Below are 25,772 nucleotides of genomic sequence, written 5' to 3'. Positions count from 1 at the left end.
GTGGCGGTGATCGTCGTCTCGCCGCTCGCGCGCATCGCTGAAATGGCCGTTCGCCACGGCTGCCGCGAAATGCTGAGCCTCGTGGCAAAAGGCCAGGATTTTCACCGTCCCGCCGTGATCGACCAGACGAAGCATCTGACGATCGGTGTCAACGATATCAGCTTTGCCGGCACGGGCGATCTCGTCGCGCCGCAGGAAGAGCACGTCGAACGCATCATCGACTTTGCTCGCAACTGGGACCGCGGGCGGCCACTGCTCATCCATTGCTGGATGGGCGTTTCCCGCTCACCCGCCGCGGCGCTGATCGCCGCCCTCGCCGTCGAGCCGGAGCAGGACGATGAGGATCTGGCGAGGCGCTTACGGCTTGCTTCGCCTTTCGCAACGCCGAATGCGCGGCTCGTGGAGATCGGCGATCAGGCTCTCTCTCGCAACGGACGCCTGGCCGCCGCCGTGCGCTCGATCGGCCGCGGCGCCGATGCCGACGGCAATGCTCCCTTCGCCCTGCCGCTCCGTCCGAAGAAGACGTCTCATGTCGGTTGTTGAAGAGCGGCCGATCACCGTCGAGATCGGGCTCAACGCGGTCGTCGTCGCCGTGGTCAACCGAAGTCCGCGTATCCTCGCCGTCAGCGAAGCGGATGGAGACACGCGCGATAGCCTGCCCTTCGGGCCCTTCGATCCGGCCCATCACCGTACCTTCGAGGCGAACCTTCGCGCCCATGTCGAAAAGCAAACCGCGCTCAAGCTCGGCTACATCGAGCAGCTTTATACGTTCGGCGACCGCGGCCGCCAGCGTCTGCCCGGGGAAGAAGGCAAGCACATGGTCTCGGTCGGCTATCTGGCGCTGACGCGCACCGATGCCGAGAACAACGAGCGGTTGGCCGAGGCGGGCGCCCATTGGCGGGACTGGTACGGCTACCTGCCGTGGGAAGACTGGCGCCAGGGCCGCCCCGCCATCCTCGACCAGACGATCCTGCCGGCGCTTGGTCGATGGGAGGTGGGGCTATCGGGCGAGGAGAAGTCCGCTTCGACCGCGCAGCGCCGCTCGCGGGTGCGTCTCGCCTTCGGTCTCGACGATTTTCCGTGGGACGAGGAGCGCGTGCTGGAGCGCTATGAACTGCTTTATGAAGCGGGACTCGTGCGCGAAGCGGTGATCGACGGCCATTGCCGCAATCCCGAGAACCCGGCGGTGGGGCTGGCGATGCGGCACGACCACCGCCGCATCGTCGCGACCGCCGTCGCCCGGCTGCGCGGCAAGATCAAATACAGGCCCGTAGTCTTCGAATTGATGCCTCCGGAATTCACCCTTACCGACCTGCAGGCGACCGTCGAAGCGATCTCCGGCAGGCACCTGCACAAGCAGAACTTCCGCCGGCTGGTCGAAGGGGCGGAGTTGGTGGAGCCGACCGGCGTGACGCTCGCCTCCACGGGTGGCCGGCCGGCAGCGCTCTTCCGCTTCCGCCGTCAGATCCTGGATGAACGCCCTGCCCCCGGCCTCAAGGTTGGAGGGCGATAACTACTGGACAACGGCGCAGGCCAGGCGATCGCCGGCATCGCCGGCCGGCTGGCTGCGATTGTCGTCGGAATGCGCGTGTATCACCAGGGCACGCCCGCGGAGGGCGTTTCCCTTGTCGTCGAGCGATACGAAGCTGTTGAAGACCTGCGCGCGCAGGATGCCGTCAGCCCCGACATATTGGTTCGGCATGTCGCCTATATGAGGACCGTTTGCCGCGAGGAAGCCATGCTCCGCGTTTTCGTCCTCTCCGACGAAATGGTTGCCGGCCGATTCGAAGCCTCCTGCCGCATCGCAGCGCCCGTTTTCATGAGCGTGGAAGGCGACCCAGGTATCCTTGGGTAGGCCGCTCACCTCCATCTCGATCAGCACGCCCTTGCCGCCGGCCGTCAAAGTCGCCCGTCCGGTGTCCTTGCCGTCCTTGCCCACGAACTCGGCAGTGGCAGTCTGAGAGGATTGTTGCGCCGAGGCGGCGGCCGCCATTCCCGCGGCACAGGCGATCGCGATCATCATTCTCATCATCGGAGATCCTTCCTCATCACTCACTCCCGGGCTGATGGGGGACAACGCGCGGCTGCCGGGGTCGTTCCGCGCGAACGCGGCAGAGTTGCATTGTAACCGGCGAGCCTGACTAAATCGACACGTCAAGGCCGATGTCGAGGGTTGGCGCCGCCATGGTGATCTTCGACGTCGAGATGAAGTCGACGCCGCTTTCGGCAATCGCGCGGATCGTCTCGATCCTCACATTGCCGGACGCTTCCAGCCGCGTTCGACGGTCGTCGCCGGCATAGGAGGCAGCGCTCAATCCCCAATGCGCGGCATTGATTGCCACGGCTTCGCGCAGCAGGTCCGGCCCCATGTTGTCGAGCAGGACAACGTCCGGCGTAGCCGTCAACGCCTCGCGCAACTGCGCGAGGCCGTCGACTTCGACCTCGACCTTGACGAGATGGCCGCAATAGCTGCGCGCGGCGCGGATCGCGCCCGCGACGCCGCCGCAAACGGCGATGTGGTTGTCCTTGATCAGCACCGCGTCGTCGAGGCCGTAGCGATGGTTGGAGCCGCCGCCGAGCCGAACGGCGTATTTCTCGAGCGCGCGCAGGCCGGGGATGGTCTTGCGGGTGCAGCACACCTTTGCCGCGGTATGGGCGATCTCGTCGGCGAACTTCGCCGTATAGGTCGCGATCCCCGAAAGATGCATGAGAAAGTTGAGCGCCACCCGCTCCGCCGAAAGCACGCCGCGGGCACGGCCCGAGATTCGGGCAATCGTCGTGCCTGGCCTCACGCGATCGCCGTCGGCGGCGAGCGCCTCGAAACGGATCGACGGGTCGATAAGGCGGAAGGCCATGCGCGCCAGTTCCAGGCCGGCAATCACGCCCGCTTCGCGCACACTCATATGCGCCGTGGCCGTCATGTCCGGTCCTATGGTGGCAAGCGTAGTGATGTCGCCAGCTCGGCCCAAATCCTCCAGGAGTGCGGCTTTCACCTGCTCTTCCACCATGAGGGCGGGCAATTCCGGGCGACGGGCAGAGGTCATGGCGTTGTTCCTGCGATTGAGGTCATCTTGCGGGTTACCGACGTCATGCCGGCTCTGTCTCGGCCAGGTCTGCCGCGAGGCGCTCGGCCTGAGGGAGCGTCAGATAGGTCCTGCGTTGCCATTCCGGCCGGTCGCTCGGGCAATCGGCGCGGAAATGGCCACCACGGCTTTCCGTGCGCTGCAGCGCAGCGACCGCGATGAGCTTTGCCGTGGTGACGATATTGGCAAAGCGCAACCGGCTGTTGGCGCGCTCCAGATCGGCGATCTCGCGGATCGCCCGCGTCAGGCTCTCGCGCGTGCGCACAACGCCGACGCATTCGCTCATCAGACGACGCAAGATCTTAAAGGGCGGGCTGTCCTCGACCGTTACCGGATCGTCGTTCTCGCCGGCATTGTCGCCCCAGGGAGTGAGCTTCGGGGCCGGCAGGGTTCCCTTGATGTTTTCCGCAATACGCGCCGCGAAGACCACCGCCTCGAGCAGCGAGTTGGACGCGAGCCGGTTGGCGCCGTGAACGCCGGTCGAGGTCACCTCGCCGGCCGCCCAGAGGCCGTCGATCGAGGTCCGCCCCTCTCCATCCGTCAGCACGCCGCCCATGTGGTAGTGCACCGCCGGAGCGACGGGAATCGGCTGCGTCACCGGGTCGATCCCGGCGGCCGTGCAGGAGGCATAAACGGTCGGGAACATTTCGGGGAAATGCTTGCCTACCGCCTTGGTGCAATCGAGGAAAGCGCCGCGTCCGGCCTTGACCTCGGCGAAGACACCGCGCGAGACGACGTCGCGCGGCGCCAGCTCGCCATCGGGATGGATGTCGAGCATGAATCGGTGGCCCTTGGAGTTGACGAGGATCGCGCCGTCGCCGCGCAGCGCCTCGGTCGCGAGCGGTGCAGGGTCCTTGCCGATATTGATTGCGGTCGGATGGAACTGGACGAATTCGGGATCGGCGATGATAGCGCCAGCCCGCGCCGCCATGCCGACACCCTGGCCGCAGGCTTCCCACGGATTGGTGGTGACCGCATAGAGATGCCCCACGCCGCCCGAGCAGAGGACGACTGCGCGCGCCGGGAAGGAAACGCGGGTCTTCGATTGACCGGCATCCGGCCTTGCGACGACGCCGGAAATGAACCGTCCTTCGCGCACCAGTTCCTCGACGACATAGCCTTCGAGCACGCGGATCGACGGCGTGCGCCGCACGGCGGCGATCAACGCTTCCATGATCGCCTTGCCGGCCATGTCGCCCTTGACGCGAACGATGCGCCGCTCGGAATGCGCGGCCTCGCGCGAAAGCAGGAGCTTGCCCTCGAGATCGCGGTCGAAGGGCACGCCATATTCGAGCAGGTCGTGGATGCGGGCCGGCCCTTCGGCGACCATCATCCGCGTCATCTTCTCGTCGACGATGCCGGCACCGGCGGCGACCGTATCGGCGACGTGCTTCTCGAAGGTGTCGCCGGTGCTCATCGCCGCGGCAATGCCGCCTTGCGCCCAGGCCGAGGAGGCGCCGTGGCCGATCGGTGCGGCGGCGAGGATGGTGACGGGACGCGGCGCGAGCTTCAATGCGCAGAAAAGTCCGGCAAGCCCGCCGCCGACGATGACGATGTCATCGATCCCATTGAAGGACTGCGGGCGAAAATGGTCGGTCAGCATGGCTCGGTTACTCCTCCAACGGCCTGCTTCTGCGCCGGGCCGAATGCCCGGCTGCATCAAAGGTTGGAGCGGGATGCGGACGGAAAACCGCGCACACTTTTCCTCGTCCCGCTCTTAATTACTGCTTGAGGTTCACCATGCGCTCGACAGCAAGGCGCGCGCGGTCGGCGATCGCGGGATCGACCAGAACCTCTTCCGTCATGTTGAGCAGACTGTCGAGGATCTTCGGCAGCGTGATGCGCTTCATGTGCGGACAGAGATTGCAGGGCTTGACGAAGTCCACGCCTTTGACTTCCGCCTGGATGTTCGACGCCATTGAGCATTCGGTGACGAGCAGCACCCGCTCAGGCCGCTTATCCTTGACGTAGTTGATCATGCCAGAGGTGGAGCCGGAGAAGTCGCAGACGGCGATCACGTCCGGATGGCATTCCGGGTGCCCGATGATCTCGATACCGGGATTGGCCTCCTTGTAGGCCAGAAGTTCGCTTGCCGTGAAGCGCTCGTGGACCTCGCAGTGCCCCTTCCAGGTCAGGATCTTCTTGTTCGTCTGGCGCGCGACGTTCATCGCCAGATATTCGTCCGGGATGCAGAGCACCGTGTCGGACTCCAGGCTCTCGACGACGGCAAGCACGTTGGAGGACGTGCAGCAGATGTCGGTCTCGGCCTTCACCTCTGCCGAGGTGTTGACGTAGGTGACGACCGGGACACCGGGATAGCGCTGCTTGAGCAGCCGCACATCCGCACCGGTGATCGACTCCGACAGCGAGCATCCAGCCTTGGCGTCGGGAATGAGCACGGTCTTTTCAGGATTGAGCAGCTTCGAGGTTTCGGCCATGAAGTGCACGCCGCACTGGACGATGATCTCGGCATCGACCTTGGTGGCATCACGCGCAAGCTGCAGGGAATCCCCGACGATGTCGGCGACGCAGTGGAAGATGTCCGGCGTCTGGTAATTATGTGCCAGAATGACGGCGTTGCGCTCTTTCTTCAGCCGGTTGATCGCATGCACGTAGGGCGCATAGGCCGCCCACTCGATCGCCGGAATGAAGTCCTTGACCTTCTCGTAGAGATGCTCGGTCTCGCGGGCGATCGCCGCTGTAAAGGCGAGGTCCGGTTTCTCGATGACGCCGAAGCGCGCCGCAGCGCTTACGAACGTCGGGGCAGACGCTGCATCCGCGCGAAGGTCGAGTGTTGTCATCGGGCTCTCCTCTCTTGCCGTCTCCGGCAACCGCCAATTATGCTCACATTGAGCATAATTGCGTCAAAACAAAAGCGGCTGAGCCGCCGCGACTGATTTAGAAAGTTTTGTGACAGATTTCAAGGAAGATGCGCCCGAGAAATCCCGGGCGCATCGGATTTGATTTACGCCATGGCCGGACGCGCGACGCCCCGCTCCTCGATCGGCCAATGGACGATGGCAGCGAAGAGGCCGAGGGCCACGCCCACCCACCAGACCGGATCGTAAGATCCGAACTGGTCGTATAGATAACCGCCCATCCACACACCCAGGAACGAGCCGATCTGGTGCGACAGGAAGACGATGCCGCCGAGCAGGCCAAGATGCCGCGTTCCGAACATGATCGCCACCAAAGCGTTCGTCGGCGGCACGGTCGAGAGCCATAAGAGCCCCATGACGATCGCGAAGATGATGACCGAAGTCGGAGATTGGGGCAGCAACAGGAAGGCGGTGACCGCGACCGAGCGGGCAATATAGATCAGCGCGAGGAAGTAGGGCTTCGAATAGCGCTGGCCGATGAAGCCGGCTGACAGCGAACCGATGATGTTGAAGAAGCCGATAAGCGCGAGCGCGATCACCGCATAGCGGGCATCGATACCAATGTCGCCAATATAGGCCGGGAAATGCGCCGTGATGAAGGCGACCTGATAGCCGCAGACGAAGAAGCCTGAAACAAGCAGCAGATAGCTCCGATGCCCGAACGCCTCCTTGAGAGCCTCGCCGACCGTCTGCTTGTACAGCATCTCCGACTGGCGCCCGGACGCGGCATTGCCCCTGAGCGGGATAGCGAAGAGCGGGACCAGCAGCATCAACAGGCCGAGATAGACGAGACTATCAGACCAGCCATAGGCCGAAATAAGCCCCTGGCTCAGCGGCGCGAACAAAAACATGCCGGCCGAGCCCGCGGCCGTGCCAATGCCGAAGGCGAGCGAGCGTTGTTCGGGCGCGACGTTGCGGGCGAAAGCGGAAAGCACGATGCCGAAGGATCCGGAGGCGACGCCGAGACCAACGAGAACGCCCCCACCGACATGCAGCCAGATCGGAGCATTCGCGAAAGCCATCGTGAACAAACCCGCGGCATAAAGCAGGCCGGAAAGTGCGAGCACCCGCCAGGTCCCGAACTTGTCGGCGATCGCCCCGAAAAACGGCTGGCCAAGGCCCCAGCAGAGATTCTGGAGCGCCATGGCAAGGCCGAAAGTCGTTCGATCCCAGCCCTTTTCCGCCAACATCGGCAGTTGAAAGAACCCCATGGCCGAGCGCGGACCGAAGGTCAGCATGGCAATGAGGGAACCGGCGACGATGATGAGCCAGGGCAAGCTGCTGCGCTCGACGGCGCGGATAGCGGCGGGAGAAACAGCGGACATGGGCAAGCTCCGGTTGATGAGGGGCCATAATATGGCGTCGCGCGCACGGTAGGAAAGCCAATTAAATTGACCTTGTGATCACAGAAATTGATGGCGGCGACCGCGTCATGGCACCCGCAATCGGACGTCATTCAGTTGGCCGGACGCACCTTCATCGGCCAGCCTTCGTTCCGCCGGCGGATCACCTTGGCCTCGTCGCCGAGCCTCAAGGTTCCCTCGCTCCGCGGCACGGCATTCCAACCGAAGAGCACACCCGGCACCCGGCGGTCCGCCGACATGCGCTTTTCCGCGAGCCCCTGGATCGGATTGCCGCCGATGCGTTCGCCGGTCGTCTGGTCCTGTGTGGTCATGATGCACCGGGCGCAGGGCTTGACGAGATCGAAAATGATGCCGGCGATTTCCAGGCTTTCCCAGAGGTCTTCCGCCCAGGGCTCGTCGCAATCTATCAGGATATTGGTGCGGAAACGTTCCATGCCGACCGGTTCCTGCCCCTTTTCGACGAGTGTGCGGTTGAGGTCGGCGAGCGAGCCGTTCGTCGTGACAAGGATCGGGAAGCCGTCGGCAAAGCCCACCGGCGCCGCCGCCCCTGCCCATTCGGCGCCGACGAAACGCTCGGCCTCTTCATCCATGTGAACGAGCTTGACGGGCCGAGCCAACCAGCCGGACAGCGTGTCGTTGACTGCATCGTCGGCGACGGCGGCATCGACGTCGCTCGACCAGACGCGAACACCGAGGCGGTGATCGGGGTCGAAGCGCACGGCGAGTTCGCTGCCGTTCATTCTCAGGTGCACGCCGCCCTCGATCTGCCTCGCTTCCACCTGCGCCAGCGCCTGCAACTCGCGCTGAGTGATGAAATGGCCGTCTGGCCCGACAACCATGAAACGCCGGTCGCCGGCCAGTCCGTCGAGATTGACCGTGACGGTCGTTTGCGGCACGGCGCGACCGCTCTTCAAGGGGTGGATGTTGAGGCCGGCCACTTTCATCGCAAATCTTCCGAGTTCAGAAACTGATTCAGGCCGCTCGCGCGCTGAGTCATGGAGCGGCGGCAACATATTGGCAGAATTAGATTTCGTCGAGGAACATGGCAAGCACGTTGCGCAATCGCGCCTGGCGCTCCAATGCCAGCCGCCGCCCGGCCGCTGTCTGGAAACCATCTGCCAGACGGAAAAGCTTCGTCTCGAAATGGTCGATCGCGAAGGCCTTGTCGTCGAGCGGCCGCGCCTCGGCCAAGGGATCGAGCGGATCGTAAAGGCCGCTGCCCATCCGCCCTGCAATGTAGAAGCAGCGCGCCGCGCCTACCATGCCGATCGCGTCGAGCCGGTCCGCATCCTGAAGGATTTTCGCCTCCAGCGTTTCGGGCTCTATGTTGGCGGAGAAGCTGTGTGTCAGAATGGCGTGGGCCACGGCCGAAATTTCCAGTGTACGCCAGCCGAGAGCGTCGAGGACTTGCCAAGCCTTTTCGGCCGCAAGCCGTGACGCCCCGGCGCGCAGCGGCGAGTTCTTCTCGACCGAGACGCAATCATGCAGCAGCACCGCCGCGGCAAGCTGACGGGTATCTCCACCCTCCTCGGCCTGGATGCGCGTGGCATTCTTCCACACGCGCATCAGATGCGCGGCATCGTGGGAGCCGTCGTCGGCAGCAAAGGCGTGCGGGAGAAGAATTGCGGCAAGATCGTCGTGAGGCGTGAAGGCCTCTGCGAGGACGTGAAATTGCGTCATGCCGGGCGCGCTCCCTCGCCGGTGTCGGTTTCGCCCGCCGGAGCGTTGCCTGGGCCTCCTCCGCCGCTGCCCGACAGGATCTTTTGGTAGAACAGGCCAATGCCGATCAGCACCCCGCCGAGGCCGATAAAGGACAGCGCCCGCAGGACGCCTTCGAGATTGGCCATATCTATCAGAAAGACTTTGAGCACGGCTATGAAGACGAGCACGGCGGAAGCGATGCGGATGCTCTTGGCATCAAAGCGCGAGCCGGCGACGAGCAGCAGGACCCCGAGCACGAGCCAGACCACCGAATAGGTGTATGTCTCGCCCTGGAGGAAACCCTTCCAGTCGGCGACGTTCTCGCCTTGCCAGAAGCGGCGGACGCTTAACGTCGCCCAGGCAAAGGCAAGGACCGCCCCGCTGACGGCAAGCGCCATCACATAGGGCAGAGGGCGCCTGCCTCGCGCGTACCATGCGAGGCCCGCGTAGCCGACGGCAGGCAGCAGGTAGCCGATGAAGAGCAGGTCGAAGAAGGGGATGCTTCCGAGCAGTTCGCCGCTGAAATAGGGGTTCAGGCCCGCCAGATGGGCGGAAAGCACCGAGAGCATGGAGAGCACGCCGAGCACCATTCCGCCGTAGCGGAACACCGGGCTTGGCGATCTCCCGTCGAGCGTCATGAGGATGCCGGAGGCGCCGATGGCGAGGAGCGTGTAGATCGCCTGTTCGCCGAGCGTCGGAACGGAACTGTCGAGCACGCCACCATGCATCGCGTGGCGCACCAGAATCGCCAAAGTCAGCAGGACGAACAGGCTCGCAAGGGCCTGCAGCAGATTGCGCACGCGCAGGTCCGGCGAGGCCCGCAGGAAATAGGCCGACGCGACAAGCAGCAGCGCCGGCATGCCGTAACCCGGCAGGAGCGCGTTGAAGACCGGCGTCGTTCCAAGACTGCCTGGACCGACGATCGTCGGCTCCCAGGCGATCCGTGCGAGGACAACGATGGCGGAGGCCACCGTCACCCAAGGGAGGATGGGCCATGAACGAAGACGCGTGGCAAAGGTGTATCCCGCTCCGAGGAACGCGATCGCAAGCGTCGTGACGAGGCCATCTGTCCAGGCATGCAGGCCGATGACAAAGAGGCCTAAGGACCCCAGCGCCAGAAGCCCAGCAGCCGCGTCCGCATCTTTCGTCTCGGCGCGCCGGCGATAGAGCCATTCCACCAGGCCGAGAAGGAACAGGCCGCCGATGAGGGCGGCAAGCCCGTGCGGCAGGTCGAAGGCGAAGGTGCCGGTCATCAGAAACGACATGGCGAGAAGCGCATTCGGCACAACGGCCGCGATGCCGGCCCAGAGGATCGCGAATTGCCGCTCCCCGGCAAGGCGCCGAGCAAGCACGAAAGACCCAAAGAGGACGAAGAGCGTCGACAATGTCATCGCCGTCAGCATGGCGGTGCGGCCGGGAACGACGATCTCGGGCGATGGCGCCGCGAAGGACGGGTCGAGATAGGCCAGAACGTTGCTGAGCGCCGTCAGGCTCCAAGTGCCGGCGATGGCGCCGAGGGTGGCGAGCAGTGCCGCATAGACGGCCGTTGCCCGCAAGGCACCTGCCGCGGCAAGGAACGCGATCACGACCACGAACTCGCTTACGGGAAAATGCGCGGCGTCAACCGCCGGGCTGATGAACAGAAGGGCGAGAAGAGTGGCGACAATCGCAGCAGATAGGGAGATCGCCGTATAAGGCGGCTTGAAGAGCCCTTCCCACGCTCCCTCCGGCGCCGCCGCGTCCGGCGCGCCTACGTCCGATGCCGCCGCTGGCCGCTCCACACCGCTCGGCCAAACGAGGCCGACGCCGGCAATCATCACCAGGAGCGCAAAAGCGACCGGCGGCGCTTCGAAAGGCGTGGCCAAGGCGACGTAAGCAAGTCCCCAGAGGCCGAGGCCGGCATTGGCGAGTGTCGGGACCACCGTCCAACGGCGAAAACGCGATGCGGCGAGCGTCGCCAGCCAGGCGATCGAGAGGAAGCCGAACAGCACCCAGGGACTCGGTTCCGCGCTCGACACGAAAAGCGGCGTCAGAAGCGACGCCAAAAGGCCGAGTCCGGCGAGCGCCTGTCCATGCAGCAGCGAGAGACCGACGGTCGCCAGCGAAATCAGCGCCAGGAGGACGAAGGCGGCACCGGTGCCGACAAAACCGTAGATGCCATGGGCCGCATAGACGACGCCAAAGAGCGTGACGGCGCCGGCCGCGGTCAGCACGCCCGGGATCATTGCATTGCGGAACCGGTCGGCGCTCGTCGGCATGGCGCGGCGCCGGATCACCTCGCCGGCGACGCCGAGCAGGAGGCCGAAGCCCGCGGCAAGCGTCAGGCGCACGGCCGGGCTCAGGAGGCCCGCATCAATCGAATATTGCACGAGGAAATAGCCGCCGAGCGCGAGCGCTAGCCCGCCGACCCAGACCGGCCAGCGCCCGCCGATACGGCTTTCAAGACTCTCGGTCCGATCCACCCTGGGCTGGCCGCTTGCTGACGGGACAGCAGGCATTTCGCGCGCGGCCTGCTCGAGCCCCTCCCGATCCGGCGCCTCGTCGCTAAAAATCCGAGCATCCTGCCGTGCCTGCGACCACGGCCCCTCGGCCGGCTCTTCCTCCGGTGTGCGCCCCTCCGGTCCAGCCGATGCAAGGTCCGGTGCTGGCTCTGCCACCCTTTGCTCAGCGAGCCGAGCAATCTCGGCCTTCAGGGCCTCGATCTCCGCATCCAGCCGTTCAGCGGTGTTCCGGCCACGGAGAAAGGCGGTGAGCGCCATTACAAAGGCAAGAAGGGCAATGACCTCAAGCATCGATTCCCCCAGCATCGCAACCAGTTTGCGATCGATTCGGACGACGTTAGCGCGAAACGGGCGCGGAAAATACTGCACGAGACATTCGTGCCCTTGCGCGCACCGGCGCGTCCCTCCCACAGCCGCAAATCGCTTGCCGGCCGGGTGCCGCAATCTCTTCATTGAACTGTCGCAGAACTGTCATGAGCTTGCTGCTAGAGCGACGAACGGGCGCCGCGCATCGACGCGGCGGCTTCGATCGCTAAACGAGGAGAACCAGAGCATGGACAAGCATCTCGGCCTGACAGAAGAGACCGAATTCCAGACGCTGACAGAGGAGCGCGAAGCTCGGGAAGACATCGGCCAGAACTGTTCCACCAATCCGACGATGGGCGACATCATCAACCGCCGCTTCTCGCGCCGCTCGTTCATCAGCGGTTCGCTCGCGGTTGCCGCCATCTCGACCACCGTCAGCCCGCTCGCCCTGCTGTCGGCCGACGAAGCGCGGGCCAGCGAGGCCGCTTCGCGGTTTGACTTCAAGGAAGTCGAGGCCGGCGTCGACGAGACGCACCATGTCGCCGAAGGCTACGACGCCGACATCCTGTTCCGCTGGGGCGACAAGATCTTCGCCGACAGCCCGCAATTCGATCCACTCAAGCAGACGGCGGAAGCCCAGAACCGCCAGTTCGGCTACAACAACGACTATGTCGGCTTCATCCCGCTCGACGGCAATCCCGACCACGGCCTCCTCGTCGTCAACCACGAATACACCAACGCCGAGATCATGTTCCCGAACTTCGCTCGCGTCGAGAAGGTGACGGAGGACGGCAAGGAGCAGGACAAGGTTGTGCTCGGCGACTACACGAAGGAACTGGTCGACATCGAAATGGCCGCCCATGGCGGCACCGTCGTCGAGATCCGCAAGGTCGACGGCAAATGGCAGCCGGTCCTCGACGGCAAGTACAACCGCCGCATCACGGTCAACACCGAAATGCAGCTTTCCGGCCCTGTCGCCGGCCATGACCGCGTGAAGACCTCGGCCGATCCGACCGGCAAGAAGGTCTTCGGCACCATCAACAACTGCGCCGGCGGCGTCACCGCCTGGGGCACGTACATGATGGCCGAGGAAAACTTCAACGGCTATTTCGGCGGCGAGCTCGCCGAAGATCATCCGGAATTCAAGCAGTTGAAGCGCCTCGGCGCACCGGGCGGCCAGTACGAATGGTCGAAATTCTACGACCGGTTTGACGTATCCAAGGAGCCGAACGAGGCCAACCGCTTCGGCTGGGTCGTCGAGGTCGATCCGCTCGACCCCACTTCCGTGCCGAAGAAGCGCACCGCGGTCGGACGCTTCAAGCACGAGGGCTGCGAGTCGATCGTCAACAAGGACGGCCGGGTCGTCCTCTATAGCGGCGACGACGAGCGCTACGACTATGTCTACAAGTTCGTGACGAAAGGCATCTACAATCCGAACGACCGCGCGGCGAACATGGATCTCTTCGACGAAGGCACGCTCTACGTGGCGAAATTCGACGAGGACGGCACGGTCACCTGGATGCCGATCGTCCATGGCGAAGGCCCGCTCACGGCCGAAAACGGCTTTGCGTCGCAGGCCGACGTGCTGATCAACACCCGCCTTGCCGCCGACGCGCTCGGCGCGACCAAGATGGACCGGCCGGAAGACGTTCAGCCCAATCCGAAGACCGGCAAGGTCTACGTGATGCTGACCAACAACACGAAGCGCAAGGAAGACGAGATCGACGCTGCCAATCCGCGCGCCAAGAACGCCTTTGGCCATATCATAGAGATCTCGGAAACCGACGGCGATTTCGCCTCGACGAAGTCTCGCTGGGATGTCCTCCTGAAGTGCGGCGATCCGAGCGTTGCCGATGTTGGTGCTTCCTTCTCGACCGCAACGACGAAGAACGGCTGGTTCGGCATGCCGGACAATTGCGCCATCGACTCAGACGGCCGCCTCTGGGTTTCGACGGACGGCAACAGCGAAAAGGAGACCGGCCGCACCGACGGCGTCTGGGCGGTCGAGACGGAAGGGGAAGCCCGCGGTACCTCGAAGCTGTTCTTCCGGGTGCCGGTCGGCGCCGAAATGTGCGGTCCGACCTTCAACCCCACGAGCGACACCTTCTTCCTCGCCGTCCAGCATCCGGGCGACGCCGGCCTCGCCACCTATGAAAAGCCGGCGACGCGCTGGCCGGACTTCCGCGACGACATGCCGGTACGCCCGGCGGTCGTCGCCGTCACCAAGCAGGGCGGCGGCAAGATCGGTTAGACGACCAACGAGCTCAATTGATTGTCAGGCGCCGCGCTTGCCCCGCGGCGCCTTTCCTGTTCAGGCCGCCGAGGGCGACGCAGACTTCAGCGCCTTCAATGTCGCATGCACGAAACCCTCGCGGGCCGACGACGCATCGACGCCGCGCGGTTCGTAGACATGGCGATTGAGGAAATAGGCGGTGAGGTGGAAGGCGGCGGCGAGGCTTTCGTGATCGGCCGCTTTGTGCCCTCCGGAGAGAAACGCCGGAAGGGCGAGCATGCGCTCGGCATAGGGCGCGCCGGCCTCACGACTGACGGCGCGGCCGGATTTCGGCGAAACATAGACGAGTTCGTCATGCCCGCCCGTCGCCGCGCATTCCGAAAGATCGAGGCCGAAGCCGAGATCGTTCAAAACCGCGAGCTCGAAGCGCACGAACAATTCGCCGGCGTCCGCCGGGTCCTGGAGATGATCGACGATGACGGCAAGCGCCTCGTAAAGATGCGGGTGCGGATCGCGCTCCGGCAGAAGGCGCAAAAGCGCCCCGAGCGCCTGAATGCCGTAGACCGAAGTTGCCGTCTCCATTAGCCTTGCGGCCCGCAACTGCAGCGGTTCTACGCGGAATTCGCCGAGATGCTCGTCGAGCCGCGCCCGCCAGGTCACCTCCACCGAATTGCCCGGCTGCAGCACCGGCTGCATTGCGCGCGAGCGGCCCGAACGCACCAGCCCGAGATGCCGCCCGTGCCCGGACGTCATCACTTCCGCTATGACAGAGCTTTCGCCATGCCGCCGGATGCCGAGAATGATGGCCTGATCGCTCCATTGCATGAAAAAGGCATACACCCGCGGCGGAAACCGGATCAAGCGAAGATGGCGCGCGCAACGGGACTTCATCGGGGCGGCCCTGACGAATCGTCGCCTTTCCGCGGCGTGGTCGCCGCACTACAATTCTGTCATTATCCTGCCGGCGAAGCCTGCCGCTGATCTCGAGCTGGCAATCATCAGGATTGTTTGGAGCATGTGTGTGTCCCGCCTCGCCCAGCCTCTCACGCTCCTCCTTGTTCTGGCCGCACTGGCGGGTTGCGCGACGAGCACCGCGCAGCAGCCCCGGCCGCGGGGGCCGGATCCCTACTATATGACGATGTACGGACCGATTCCGGAAGAGATGTTCCCGCTGCCTGCGACCGACATCAGCAAGGTCGATCCGCGCTTCTTGCGCCAGCAGGTGCCCTACCCCACCCACAAGCCTCCTGGCACGATCGTCATCGATACGCCGAACAAATACCTTTACCTCGTGCAGGATGGCGGGATGGCGCTGCGCTACGGGATCGGCGTCGGCAAGGCGGGACTGGAATTCGCCGGCGAGGCGCACATCGGCCGCAAAGCTGTATGGCCCCGATGGATACCGACATCCGACATGGTCGCGCGCGAGCCGGAACGTTATGGTCCACTCGCCGGCGGCATGGACCCGGGCCCGACTAATCCGCTCGGCCCGCGCGCGCTCTATCTTTACCAGGATGGCAGGGACACGCTTTTCCGCATTCACGGTACGACCGAGGCCTGGTCCATCGGCCAAGCCGTTTCGAGCGGCTGCATCCGGATGTTCAATCCGGATATCATCGATCTCTACAACCGTGTGCCTGAAGGCACCCGAGTGGTCGTGATTCAGGCGGAGCCGCCTATAAGTGCGGCGATGCCGCCGGCCGATGCTCCGATAGGGGCGACCGCCGACGGGGCACCGCTTTCGTTCTGAGCGCCCCTACCAGGCATCCGGCTCGCGCACGAGATGCACGATGTTGGCGGGGTTCATGATCCAGCCGCCGCGAAAGCCCTCGCCTAGATCCTCAACCGCATCGCAGCGCACCGTTCCGTTCCCGGTGAGATGGTCGAGGGCCCTTTCATGGTTTTCGGTAAACAGTTCCAGCCAGACCTCTGCCTGGCTGAAATGCGGCATTTCGTCTATCCAGAGGCGATTGGGGCCGAGGATGAACCCCTTGGCCGGCTCCTTCTCGTCGAAAGGCTGAAGTCCGACGACGTCGCGGTAGAAGGCGATCACGGCTTCATATTGATGGCTCGGCACCTTCATGGCGATGTTGATGCCGCCCTTGATCTCTACTGACATGACGGGGGCCTCCTAGACTTGCGGCTCGAGCGCCGGCTTGCCGGAGAGCTCGGCGACATAATAGCCGTCGCGCAGGTTGATGCCGTATTCGAGCCACGCCTTCATGCAGGCGAGCATCTGCGACCAGCCCTCGCAATTGAAGTACGAGGCCTTCTGCCCCTGTTCGTTTTCCCGCCATCCGCTTTCCGCGATGGTCACCATGGTAGCGCCATCTTCGAGCGACTGGAAACGCATCTCCACCCGCGTCCGATAGGGAGATTCGCCCTCTGCGACCATGGCATCCCAGCGGAAGACGATGCGCTCATTAGGCTCAACCACCTCCACCTCTACCGGAACCTCGCCCCACCAGGTCACGGTGGCGCCTTCGACCAGCGGACCGCTGATGCCGCCGAGCGTCACGAAATAGCGACTGAGCTGATCTGGATTCACGACCGCGTCGAAGACCTCTTCGACGGAACGGGCGATCCGCCCATTCACACGAAATTCGATAGCCATGACGTCCTCCTCATGATTGTACCCGGCGATAATATGTTATAAAAATATAACATGTCAAACGATTCGAAAGACGATGCGGTTTTCAAGGCGTTGGCCAACGGCTTGCGCCGCCAGATGCTCGACGCACTGAAGGAGTCGCCGCAGACGACAGGCATGCTCTGCGAGCGCTTTCAAAACCTTGACCGCTGCACCGTGATGCAGCACCTGAAAGTGCTGGAAGAGGCCGATCTCGTTCTCGTCCGGCGCGACGGGCGTGAGCGGTGGAACCATCTGAACGCCCTGCCGATACAGGCGATCCACGACCGCTGGATCAGCCAGTATGCCGGCCATGCAATGTCCGTCCTGACGGCCTTGCAACGGCAGCTAGACAACCCATCGGAGTAACGGATTCGGCTTTCCATTGTCGGCCTTTCTGCGTATGAACAATCCAGTTGGGCAATTTGGGATATCGTTGTGCGCTACCTCATTACCGGCACCGCAGGGTTCATCGGCTTCCATCTCGCCAAGCGGCTGATCGACGAGGGGCATTTTGTGGTCGGTTTCGACGGCATGACGCCCTACTACGACGTGAGGCTCAAGCAACGTCGCCACGCCGTCCTCGAGCGTTCAAACGGCTTCAAAGCTGTCACGGCCATGCTCGAAGACCGCGCCGCGCTCGATCGCGCGGCCGAACTCGCCGAGCCGGAGATCATCATTCATCTCGCCGCCCAGGCGGGTGTCCGCTACAGTCTTGAAAATCCGAAAGCCTATGTCGACTCGAACCTCGTCGGGTCTTGGAACATCCTCGAACTCGCCAAGAAAATCGCGCCGAAGCATCTGATGCTGGCTTCCACCTCATCGATCTACGGCGCCAACGAAAAGATCCCCTTTGCCGAAGCAGACCGGGCCGACGAGCCGATGACGCTCTATGCGGCGACCAAGAAATCGATGGAGGTGATGGCGCATAGCTACGCTCACCTCTACAGAGTGCCGACCACCGCCTTCCGTTTCTTCACCGTTTATGGTCCCTGGGGAAGGCCTGACATGGCCCTCTTCAAGTTCGTCGATGCCATTCGTCATGGCCGGCCGATCGATATTTATGGCGAGGGCCAGATGAGCCGGGATTTCACCTATATCGACGACCTTATCGAAGGCATCGTCCAGCTCTCGCACATTGCGCCATCGGAAGAGAACCGGGTGGCAGCGGGCACGGCCGCGGACACGCTTTCCCGCCACGCGCCGTTCCGCGTCGTCAATATTGGTGGCGGCCAGCCGGTCGAGCTCATGACATTCGTAGAAACGGTCGAAAAGGCGATGGGGCGGCCGGCGATCCGCAACCTGCTGCCGATGCAGCAGGGAGACGTCCCGCGAACCTATGCGTCGCCGGACTTGCTCGAGGCACTCACCGGCTTCAAACCTTCCGTTCCCGTGGAAGAAGGGGTTGCGCGTTTCGTAGAATGGTATGAAGAATATTGCCGTAATACAGACACAGTAGGCTGACTTGGTCCCGCGGGATCAGCGCGCAAATCGCGCCCACGCGGGCAGAAAACTGTAGATTGATCCTATTTTCGCCTTTTAACCGATACATTTCACCAACCGAACATCCTCGAGAAAAACCACACAATCAAAAGGAAAGAGCGGATGAAAATCACGATGATCGGCGCCGGCTATGTCGGCCTTGTTTCCGGCGTATGCTTTGCGGATTTCGGCCATGATGTCGTTTGCGTCGACAAGGACGAAGGCAAGATCGCGGCGCTCAAGAAAGGACAGATTCCGATCTTCGAACCGGGCCTCGATCATCTCGTCGCCAGCAACGTCGCCGCCGGCCGCCTGAATTTCACCGTAGACCTCAAGACTGCCGTTGCGGCGAGCGACGTGGTCTTCATCGCCGTCGGTACACCGTCGCGGCGCGGCGACGGCCACGCCGATCTCTCCTATGTCTATGCCGCCGCGCGCGACATCGCTGCCAATCTTCAGGGCTTCACGGCCATCGTCACCAAATCGACGGTTCCGGTCGGTACCGGCGACGAGGTCGAGCGCATAATCCGCGAGACCAATCCGGATGCCGACTTCGCCGTCGTCTCGAATCCGGAATTCTTGCGCGAAGGCGCTGCGATCGAGGATTTCAAACGGCCGGACCGAATCGTCATCGGCCTCAACGGCAATGACCAGCGCGCGCGCGACGTGATGACGGAGGTCTACCGTCCGCTTTATCTTAACCAGTCCCCCCTCGTCTTCACGACACGCCGCACGTCGGAATTGATCAAATATGCCGGTAACGCCTTCCTGGCGATGAAGATCACCTTCATCAACGAGATGGCCGATCTCTGCGAGAAGGTCGGCGCCAATGTCCAGGATGTCGCCCGCGGCATCGGTCTCGACGGACGCATCGGGGCAAAATTCCTGCACGCCGGCCCGGGCTATGGCGGCTCATGCTTCCCCAAGGACACGCTGGCACTGGTCAAGACCGCCCAGGATCACGACAGCCCGGTACGGCTGGTGGAGACCACGGTCGCCGTCAACGACAACCGCAAGCGAGCGATGGGTCGCAAGGTGATCGCCGCGGCGGGTGGCGAGGTGCGCGGCTCCAAAATCGCGGTTCTCGGCCTCACCTTCAAGCCAAATACCGACGACATGCGTGATAGCCCGGCGATCGCGATCGTTCAGGCCCTGCAGGACGCCGGAGCCAAGGTGACCGGTTATGATCCGGAAGGAATGGAAAACGCCCGCAACCTCATAGAGGGCATGGACTACGCGACCGATCCCTATGACGCAGCGGCACAGGCCGACGCACTGGTGATCATCACCGAGTGGAACGAATTCCGCGCGCTGGATTTTGATCGGCTGAAGTCCATCATGAACACCCCGCTGCTCGTCGACCTGCGCAATATCTACCGCAAGGATGAAGTCGCCAAGCACGGCTTCCACTATGCGAGCGTCGGCAGGCCAGACTGACCTTTTTGCAATCAGCGCCGGATGCGGGGTGGGGGTCGGCCGTGCCTCCTCCCCGCGCCTGATCCGGCGTTAGAGATGCGACCGATGAAGACCTGCGGTTAAGCCTTCGGGCCGACCGGGATCACCTGCTCCCAGCTTTTTCCCGCCAGAATGACGCAGCTTCGGCCGGACACATCGGTCACGACCAAGGTCCAGCTACCGTTATCGCCTGCATAAAGTTCCATCACTGCTTGCGGGTTGATCAGCCCGAAGGCAGCCTGTTTTTCGGAATACTGTCGGGCAAGAAACTCGACGACCTGCGATCGCTCGGCGCAATTCGCCACTGCTTGCGAATCTGCAGGATCAGGATAGACCGTCACCGCCAGCAGGGCGGCGAGAGCGAGGCCGCGGACCACATTGCGTACCATGACGCACCTCCTTTCGCCGGGATGTCCCGGCGGAAGAGGATTTCCGCTGACCTGTTCCGCCGTAGTCCGGCATTCATTGGTCGACGCCTGTTCGCGACGAACCGCTGTCGCCACTCGCGAAGTATGAGGGAAAGCAGGCTATATTTCAATTAACTAATATATAGAGCGTAGCCTGAAGCCGTCACACCGGGGCATCGATGATGATGTAACGATCCGCAACATGGAGCCGTTCCAACGATCATCCTCATTTTTTCTTCATTGCCGCCAAGAGCGCCGCGCCGAGCGCACCTTCCGCAGGCGCCTGCGGCTTCTGCGGGCGCATGGACGCGCCACGGTTGCTTCCGTTCGGCGCCGCCCCCCGTGCCTCTCGCCCCGCATCCGCGCCGCCATCCTTGCGCATGGTCAGTCCGATGCGCTTCCTCGCAACGTCGACCTCGGTGACACGCACCCTGACGACGTCGCCCGCTTTCACGACCTCATGCGGGTCCTTGACGAAACGGTCGGCCAGTTGCGACACGTGGACGAGTCCGTCCTGGTGCACGCCGATATCGACGAAGGCGCCGAAGGCTGCGACATTGGTCACCGTCCCCTCGAGCTGCATGCCGACCTTCAGGTCCTTGATGTCGTCAACACCTTCGGCGAAGGTTGCCGTCTTGAAGCTCGGTCGCGGATCGCGGCCCGGCTTTTCCAATTCGGCGAGGATGTCTTTGACCGTCGGCAGGCCGAAACGCTCTTCGACGAAGGCGCGCGGATCGAGCTTCTTGAGAGCGGCGCTGTCACCCATCAGCGCGCGTACGTCCCGGCCGCAGGCGTCGACGATCTTCTTGGCGATCCCATAGGCTTCCGGGTGCACGGACGAGGCATCGAGCGGCTCCGAACCGTTCGGTATCCGCAGGAAGCCGGCGCATTGTTCGAAGGTCCGGGCGCCGAGGCGCGGCACCTTCAAGAGCTCCTGGCGGTTGGCAAAGGCGCCCGTCGCATTGCGGTGCGCGACGATCGCCTCGGCAGACGATTTTCCCAAACCCGAAACACGCGCCAATAGCGGCGCGGAGGCGGTGTTGAGATCGACGCCAACGGCGTTCACGGCATCCTCGACGACCGCGTCCAGCGATCGGCTGAGCTTCGCCTGATCGACATCGTGCTGATACTGGCCGACACCGATCGATTTCGGCTCGATCTTGACCAGTTCGGCAAGCGGATCCTGAAGTCTCCGGGCGATCGACACGGCACCGCGCAGCGATACGTCGAGACCCGGAAATTCCGCGGCCGCGGTTTCGGAAGCGGAATAGACCGACGCACCCGCCTCGGAAACGATCACCTTCGTGGGTTTCGGCGCCGGCATCTGAGCGAGCATGTCGGCGACGAGCTTCTCCGTTTCGCGGCTGCCGGTGCCGTTGCCGATGGCGATCAGCTCGATCTTGTGCTTGCGGATCAGCGAGGCGAGTTCGGCTTGAGTCCCGCGCACGTCATTCTTCGGCGGGAAGGGATAGACCGTTGTCGTGTCGAGCAGCTTGCCGGTGCCGTCCACCACCGCGACCTTGACGCCCGTGCGGATGCCCGGATCGAGACCCATGGTCGCGCGCGAGCCGGCCGGTGCGGCGAGCAAAAGGTCCTTGAGATTGCGCGCGAAGACTCGAATGGCCTCCTCCTCCGCCCGCTCGCGCAGTTCCCGCATCAGATCCAGCGAAAGGGACAGCGAAAGCTTGACGCGCCAAGTCCAGCCGACGACGTCCAACAGCCATTTGTCCGCCGGCAGATGACCGCCGACGTTGTAAGCGGCCGCGATCATCCGCTCGACCGGCTTCCCCGGAGACGCCTCCTCCTGATCGACGATTATTTCGACCGAGAGGACCTCTTCGTTCCAGCCGCGCAACATCGCGAGAGCGCGATGGCCGGGAACCGTCGCCCACCGCTCCGAATGGTCGAAGTAGTCCGAGAACTTCGCGCCCGCCTCCTGCTTGCCCTCGACGACCTTGGCGCGCAGGAAGGCCGCTTCGCGCATATGGTTCCGCAAACAGCCAAGCAGATCGGCGTTCTCGGTCATGCCCTCGGCGATGATGTCACGCGCGCCGTCTAGAGCGGCCTTCACATCCGGCACCTCGGCGGTCACGAAGGCGGTCGCCCGTTCAGCCGGTGCGATGGAGCGATCCGCCAGAATCACCTCCGCCAGCGGACCGAGACCGCGCTCGCGGGCGATCTCCGCCTTCGTGCGCCGCTTCGGCTTGTAAGGCAGATAGATATCCTCGAGCTCCGCCTTGGTAACCGCGGCAGCGATCTTGGCTTCCAGCTCGTCGGTGAGCTTGCCCTGACCGCGGATCGAATCGACGACTGCCGCCCGACGCGCCTCGAGCTCGCGCAAATAGGTGAGCCGCTCCGACAGAACGCGCAACTGCGTGTCGTCGAGACCACCGGTAACCTCCTTGCGATAACGGGCGATAAACGGCACGGTCGCCCCTCCATCGAGCAATTCGACAGCGGCGGCGACTTGAGCGGCAGTCGCCTTGATCTCGCTTGCTATGATGGAGGCAATGGGCTTTGCGGTCATTTTGCGTTCCGTATGCTGTTTTCCGGCCGGACCATACGTGCGCAGACGAGGAAGGCCAAGTGAGGGCTCACCTGAACTCCACAGAAGATGGCAAAGATGAAATGCGTGCGCCGTGCCTCATCCCGCTCCGCGACCTTCTCCGCGTTTCGACGGGAGAAGAGACAGTCGGGCGCTCTCAGACCCCTCGCCCCGCTTCCTGGGAGAGGGTTAGGGGTGAGAGGCAATCCCGCTACGAAGAAATTGGGCGCTTTACTGCATCAAACCGCGACGAGTTCCAGCCGCCGACGGGTTTTCTCGAACTCCAGCAGTTCGCGCTCCTTTGCTTCGATGTAATCCCGCGAGACCGGCACTGTTCCCAGAGACGGCGAGAGCTGTATCTGGAAGATGAAGTGCTTGTCGTAGAGGAATGCCGTCTCAGAAGCTGCGAGATAGAACTCCCACATCCGGAAGAAGCGCTCGTCGTAGAGCTTCACCGCCTCGTCCCGCCGCGCAACGAAGCGCTCGCGCCAGGCCCTGAGCGTCCAGGCATAGTGCATCGGCAGGATTTCTATGTCCTTGACGAGCAGCCGACTGTTCTCGACCGGGGGCAGCACCTCCGATAGGGCCGGGATATAACCGCCCGGGAAGATGTATTTCTCGATCCAGGGATTGGTGGCCCAGGGCTTGTAGATCTGGCCGATGGAATGCAGCAGCATCACGCCGTCGGGCTTCAAGAGCTCCTTCATCTTACGGAAGAAGTTGCCGTAATTGCCGATGCCCACGTGCTCGAACATGCCGACGGAGACAATGCGATCGAACTGCCGTCCCTGCATGGTGCGATAGTCCTGCAACTCGAAGCGCACGCGGTCGGAGAGGCCGCGCCTGGCCGCGCGTTCACGCGAGACCTTCAACTGCTCTTCGCTGAGCGTGATGCCGGTGACTTCGACGCCGGACGATTCGGCGAGATACATCGCCATGCCGCCCCAACCAGAACCGACCTCCAGCACCTTCTGGCCGGGTTCGAGCAGCAATTTCGCCGCGATGTGCCGCTTCTTGGCGCGCTGCGCCTCGTCTAGCGAGATGCCCGGTGGATGGAAATAGGCACAGGAATATTGCCAGTCCTCATCGAGGAAGAGATTGAAGAGCTTGCCGTCCAGATCGTAATGGTGGGCAACGTTGTAGCGATTGCGGTTTACAGGCAGGCGGCTTTTCACCTGCTGGCGCAGCACATGCCACAGCGCGACGATAGAGTTCGCGAAGGTTGCTGCCTTTTCCACACCATTACTCTTGATGATGGACAGGACATCGAAAATGTCGCCCTCCTCGACGACGACGCGACCGTCCATATACATTTCCCCGAACTTCAGCCCGGGGTCGTACAGTATTGCCCTTTCCGCCTCGGCGTCGGTGATGCGTATGGTCGCAGGCTTCCCCGTGCCATCACCCAAGACAACTTTCTTTCCCGATGAAAAAATGACCGCCAGAGTCCCCTTCTGGACAAGACGGCGAAGCAACTTCAACAATGCTGCATTCATTTCCAACCTCAGCGCCAGACCTACACGGACCATATTGGTTCTTCCGCATGGAGCGCGGGCGGTTCGGTCGCTTCCGGAAGAGTGCGCCAGAGAACAGCGCCGATGTGTCCAGAAGCAGCGACCGGCTCAGGTCAAGCCTCACGGCTTCCGACGGGCCGCACGGACGCGCGGCGCCAGCTACGGGATGTCGTCAGGCCAGCCCAACGGGCTCCTATCCATCAGAACTTCCATTAACTTAGCTGCGTTCGCCGGTTTATCAATGGGGCTTTTTTGTGGCCCCTCAAAGATTTGCATACTTAGTAAATGCGGAAGGCCTGATCGCCGGCATACGACGTGATGGTACGGGCGCGCGCGCAAGCGCGTGGCTTGCGGTGGAACGCGCCGCTCCTCATCTCGCTGCGGCGACATCGCCTTTGACGCATTTCCGTCGGCGAGCTGCGGCACGTATATTCTCCACAAGCGTTGCATGACCGACGCCGAACGCCTACCTCCCATGAGGTCGGTTATCGGTCAATCGCGCGTCGACGTGACAGATCGTTCGCAATCCGCGTAACCTGCTGCGTGCACTCGCGGTAACATCGTCACGTCCCATTATCGCGTAAAGCCGTCGCGAGAGGAGGAAAACCCGATGAAGAAGGTCGCCGCCATTGCGCTCGTCGTCCTTGCCGTGGTCTGGCTCCTCAATACGTCGCTGTTGGCGACGCCGCCCACCGGCGCACCCAAAATCCTCGCTCATCGTGGTATCCATCAGGTCTACTCACCGGATGGCGTCGAAAAAGACACCTGCACGGCCGATCGCATCGAGCCACCGCGCCACAGCTATATCGAGAACACGATCGCCTCGATGCGCGCAGCATTCGACAGCGGCGCCGATGTCGTCGAGCTCGACGTGCACCTGACGCCGGACCGCCAGTTCGCCGTGTTCCATGACTGGACGCTGGACTGCAGGACGAACGGAACGGGCGTCACCGAGCAGACGCCCATGACCGAGCTAAAGACACTTGACATCGGCTATGGTTACACGCCCGACGGCGGCAAGACCTTTCCCTTCCGCGGTCAGGGGGCGGGCCAGATGCCGACATTGACGGAGGTCTTCAACGCCCTGCCCCATGGCCGTTTCCTGATCAATTTCAAAAGCGAGCGGCGGGAGGAAGGCGCGACGCTTGCCGTGCTGCTGCGGTTCCACCCGGAGTGGCGCAAGCAAGTGTTCGGCGTCTACGGCGGCAGCGCCCCGACACAGGAAACCTTGCGGCTGATCCCGGGGCTGAAAGGCTATGATCGACAGTCCACCGTCGCCTGCCTTGGTCGCTACGCCGCCTATGGCTGGACCGGCATCGTTCCGGATGCCTGCAGCGATACGCTTATCATCGTGCCCAGCAATTATGCGCCGTTTCTGTGGGGCTGGCCGCACCGCTTCGCGGCCCGCATGCGGGCTGTCGGAAGCGAGATCATCCTTCTTGGCCCCTATGGCGGCGGGGATTTCACCTCCGGCATCGACAGGGCGGAAGATCTGGCGATGGTTCCGGAAGATTTCGCGGGCTACGTCTGGACCAACCGGGCGGAAACGATCGGCCCCCTGCTCGGCAAGCGGCTTGCCGCTTCGAGCGACTGATCGGCAGCAATGAGCCGCCGCCTGCAGGCGGAAACCGCGAATACCTTCTTGATTCGCGTTGCAGTCGCGATCGAAGCTT

Annotated in this window: 22 protein-coding genes; 8 read left to right on the top strand and 14 right to left on the bottom strand. The window is 63.2% G+C overall.

What is annotated here, in order from left to right; genetic code table 11:
• Positions 1-543 (top strand): tyrosine phosphatase family protein, encoded by a 543-nt coding sequence (locus tag AYK65_RS05555; protein WP_026612672.1) that lies wholly within the window; start codon positions 1-3, stop codon positions 541-543.
• Entirely contained in the window at positions 530-1,513 is a 984-nt protein-coding gene (locus AYK65_RS05550; RefSeq protein ID WP_026612673.1) for an NUDIX hydrolase, read from the top strand. Before AYK65_RS05555 ends, AYK65_RS05550 begins: the two co-directional genes overlap by 14 nt.
• On the opposite strand, the gene AYK65_RS05545 is transcribed toward AYK65_RS05550, so the two are convergent.
• The 8 genes from AYK65_RS05545 to AYK65_RS05510 form a co-directional block, all read right to left on the bottom strand.
• Positions 1,514-2,032, bottom strand: a complete 519-nt coding sequence (locus AYK65_RS05545; protein WP_081158015.1) for a superoxide dismutase family protein — start codon at positions 2,030-2,032, stop codon at positions 1,514-1,516.
• A 109-nt stretch (positions 2,033-2,141) separates the two neighbouring features.
• Positions 2,142-3,044 carry a carboxylating nicotinate-nucleotide diphosphorylase gene (gene nadC / locus AYK65_RS05540; protein WP_081158014.1) on the bottom strand — a complete coding sequence of 301 codons (903 nt, stop codon included), beginning with the start codon at positions 3,042-3,044 and terminating at the stop codon, positions 2,142-2,144.
• A 43-nt stretch (positions 3,045-3,087) separates the two neighbouring features.
• A complete protein-coding gene (locus tag AYK65_RS05535) occupies positions 3,088-4,686 on the bottom strand; it encodes an L-aspartate oxidase (protein WP_026612676.1) in 1,599 nt (532 codons plus the stop codon).
• 118 nt (positions 4,687-4,804) lie between these two features.
• Complete coding sequence (nadA, locus tag AYK65_RS05530) at positions 4,805-5,884, bottom strand: quinolinate synthase NadA (protein ID WP_026612677.1); 1,080 nt, start codon at positions 5,882-5,884, stop codon at positions 4,805-4,807.
• Between the two features lie 164 nt (positions 5,885-6,048).
• Entirely contained in the window at positions 6,049-7,287 is a 1,239-nt protein-coding gene (locus AYK65_RS05525; RefSeq protein WP_046118376.1) for an MFS transporter, read from the bottom strand.
• 131 nt (positions 7,288-7,418) lie between these two features.
• The gene (locus AYK65_RS05520) at positions 7,419-8,270 is read right to left on the bottom strand and encodes an MOSC domain-containing protein (RefSeq protein ID WP_026612679.1); all 852 of its coding nucleotides are present in this window, start codon (positions 8,268-8,270) and stop codon (positions 7,419-7,421) included.
• 79 nt (positions 8,271-8,349) lie between these two features.
• Positions 8,350-9,006, bottom strand: coding sequence for an HD domain-containing protein (locus tag AYK65_RS05515; RefSeq protein ID WP_026612680.1), 657 nt, complete (start codon positions 9,004-9,006; stop codon positions 8,350-8,352).
• On the bottom strand, positions 9,003-11,819 hold the full coding sequence (locus AYK65_RS05510; protein ID WP_139793133.1) for a DUF2339 domain-containing protein: 2,817 nt from the start codon (positions 11,817-11,819) through the stop codon (positions 9,003-9,005). The genes AYK65_RS05515 and AYK65_RS05510 overlap by 4 nt, the downstream gene beginning before the upstream one ends.
• A 262-nt stretch (positions 11,820-12,081) precedes the next feature.
• On the opposite strand from AYK65_RS05510, the gene AYK65_RS05505 reads away from it, so the two are divergent.
• Positions 12,082-14,085 (top strand): PhoX family protein, encoded by a 2,004-nt coding sequence (locus AYK65_RS05505; protein ID WP_026612682.1) that lies wholly within the window; start codon positions 12,082-12,084, stop codon positions 14,083-14,085.
• A gap of 60 nt (positions 14,086-14,145) precedes the next feature.
• Here the strand turns inward: AYK65_RS05505 and recO are convergent, their stop codons facing one another.
• Entirely contained in the window at positions 14,146-14,892 is a 747-nt protein-coding gene (gene recO, locus AYK65_RS05500; RefSeq protein WP_139015569.1) for a DNA repair protein RecO, read from the bottom strand.
• A gap of 190 nt (positions 14,893-15,082) precedes the next feature.
• Between recO and AYK65_RS05495 the strand changes: the two genes are divergently transcribed.
• A complete protein-coding gene (locus AYK65_RS05495) occupies positions 15,083-15,817 on the top strand; it encodes a L,D-transpeptidase (RefSeq protein ID WP_026612684.1) in 735 nt (244 codons plus the stop codon).
• A gap of 6 nt (positions 15,818-15,823) precedes the next feature.
• On the opposite strand, the gene AYK65_RS05490 is transcribed toward AYK65_RS05495, so the two are convergent.
• Together AYK65_RS05490 and AYK65_RS05485 are read right to left on the bottom strand one after the other, a co-directional pair.
• Positions 15,824-16,186 carry a glyoxalase/bleomycin resistance/dioxygenase family protein gene (locus AYK65_RS05490; protein WP_026612685.1) on the bottom strand — a complete coding sequence of 121 codons (363 nt, stop codon included), beginning with the start codon at positions 16,184-16,186 and terminating at the stop codon, positions 15,824-15,826.
• 12 nt (positions 16,187-16,198) lie between these two features.
• Positions 16,199-16,681 carry an SRPBCC domain-containing protein gene (locus tag AYK65_RS05485; RefSeq protein WP_026612686.1) on the bottom strand — a complete coding sequence of 161 codons (483 nt, stop codon included), beginning with the start codon at positions 16,679-16,681 and terminating at the stop codon, positions 16,199-16,201.
• Between the two features lie 51 nt (positions 16,682-16,732).
• Between AYK65_RS05485 and AYK65_RS05480 the strand changes: the two genes are divergently transcribed.
• The 3 genes from AYK65_RS05480 to rkpK all read left to right on the top strand — a co-directional run bounded on the left by AYK65_RS05480 (position 16,733) and on the right by rkpK (position 19,615).
• A complete protein-coding gene (locus AYK65_RS05480) occupies positions 16,733-17,065 on the top strand; it encodes an ArsR/SmtB family transcription factor (RefSeq protein WP_026612687.1) in 333 nt (110 codons plus the stop codon).
• A gap of 69 nt (positions 17,066-17,134) precedes the next feature.
• On the top strand, positions 17,135-18,160 hold the full coding sequence (locus AYK65_RS05475) for an NAD-dependent epimerase (RefSeq protein ID WP_046118377.1): 1,026 nt from the start codon (positions 17,135-17,137) through the stop codon (positions 18,158-18,160).
• A gap of 141 nt (positions 18,161-18,301) precedes the next feature.
• Positions 18,302-19,615: a UDP-glucose 6-dehydrogenase gene (gene rkpK / locus AYK65_RS05470; RefSeq protein ID WP_026612689.1), complete on the top strand. Its 1,314-nt coding sequence runs from the start codon at positions 18,302-18,304 to the stop codon at positions 19,613-19,615.
• Between the two features lie 98 nt (positions 19,616-19,713).
• Here rkpK and AYK65_RS05465 read toward each other — a convergent pair whose 3' ends face one another.
• The 3 genes from AYK65_RS05465 to AYK65_RS05455 form a co-directional block, all read right to left on the bottom strand.
• On the bottom strand, positions 19,714-20,022 hold the full coding sequence (locus AYK65_RS05465) for a hypothetical protein (protein WP_026612690.1): 309 nt from the start codon (positions 20,020-20,022) through the stop codon (positions 19,714-19,716).
• 244 nt (positions 20,023-20,266) lie between these two features.
• Complete coding sequence (locus AYK65_RS05460; RefSeq protein WP_026612691.1) at positions 20,267-22,567, bottom strand: Tex family protein; 2,301 nt, start codon at positions 22,565-22,567, stop codon at positions 20,267-20,269.
• Between the two features lie 257 nt (positions 22,568-22,824).
• A complete protein-coding gene (locus AYK65_RS05455; protein ID WP_046118553.1) occupies positions 22,825-24,081 on the bottom strand; it encodes an SAM-dependent methyltransferase in 1,257 nt (418 codons plus the stop codon).
• A 628-nt stretch (positions 24,082-24,709) separates the two neighbouring features.
• Here AYK65_RS05455 and AYK65_RS05450 point away from each other — a divergent pair.
• Positions 24,710-25,693: a glycerophosphodiester phosphodiesterase family protein gene (locus AYK65_RS05450; protein WP_026612693.1), complete on the top strand. Its 984-nt coding sequence runs from the start codon at positions 24,710-24,712 to the stop codon at positions 25,691-25,693.
• Positions 25,694-25,772 lie beyond the last annotated feature (79 nt).

Origin of the sequence: Ensifer aridi, from assembly GCF_002078505.1 — a bacterium.
Classification (GTDB): Bacteria; Pseudomonadota; Alphaproteobacteria; order Rhizobiales; family Rhizobiaceae; genus Sinorhizobium; species Sinorhizobium aridi.
Note: the sequence above shows the minus strand (reverse complement) of the source record. Positions and strands in the feature narration are given on the sequence as shown.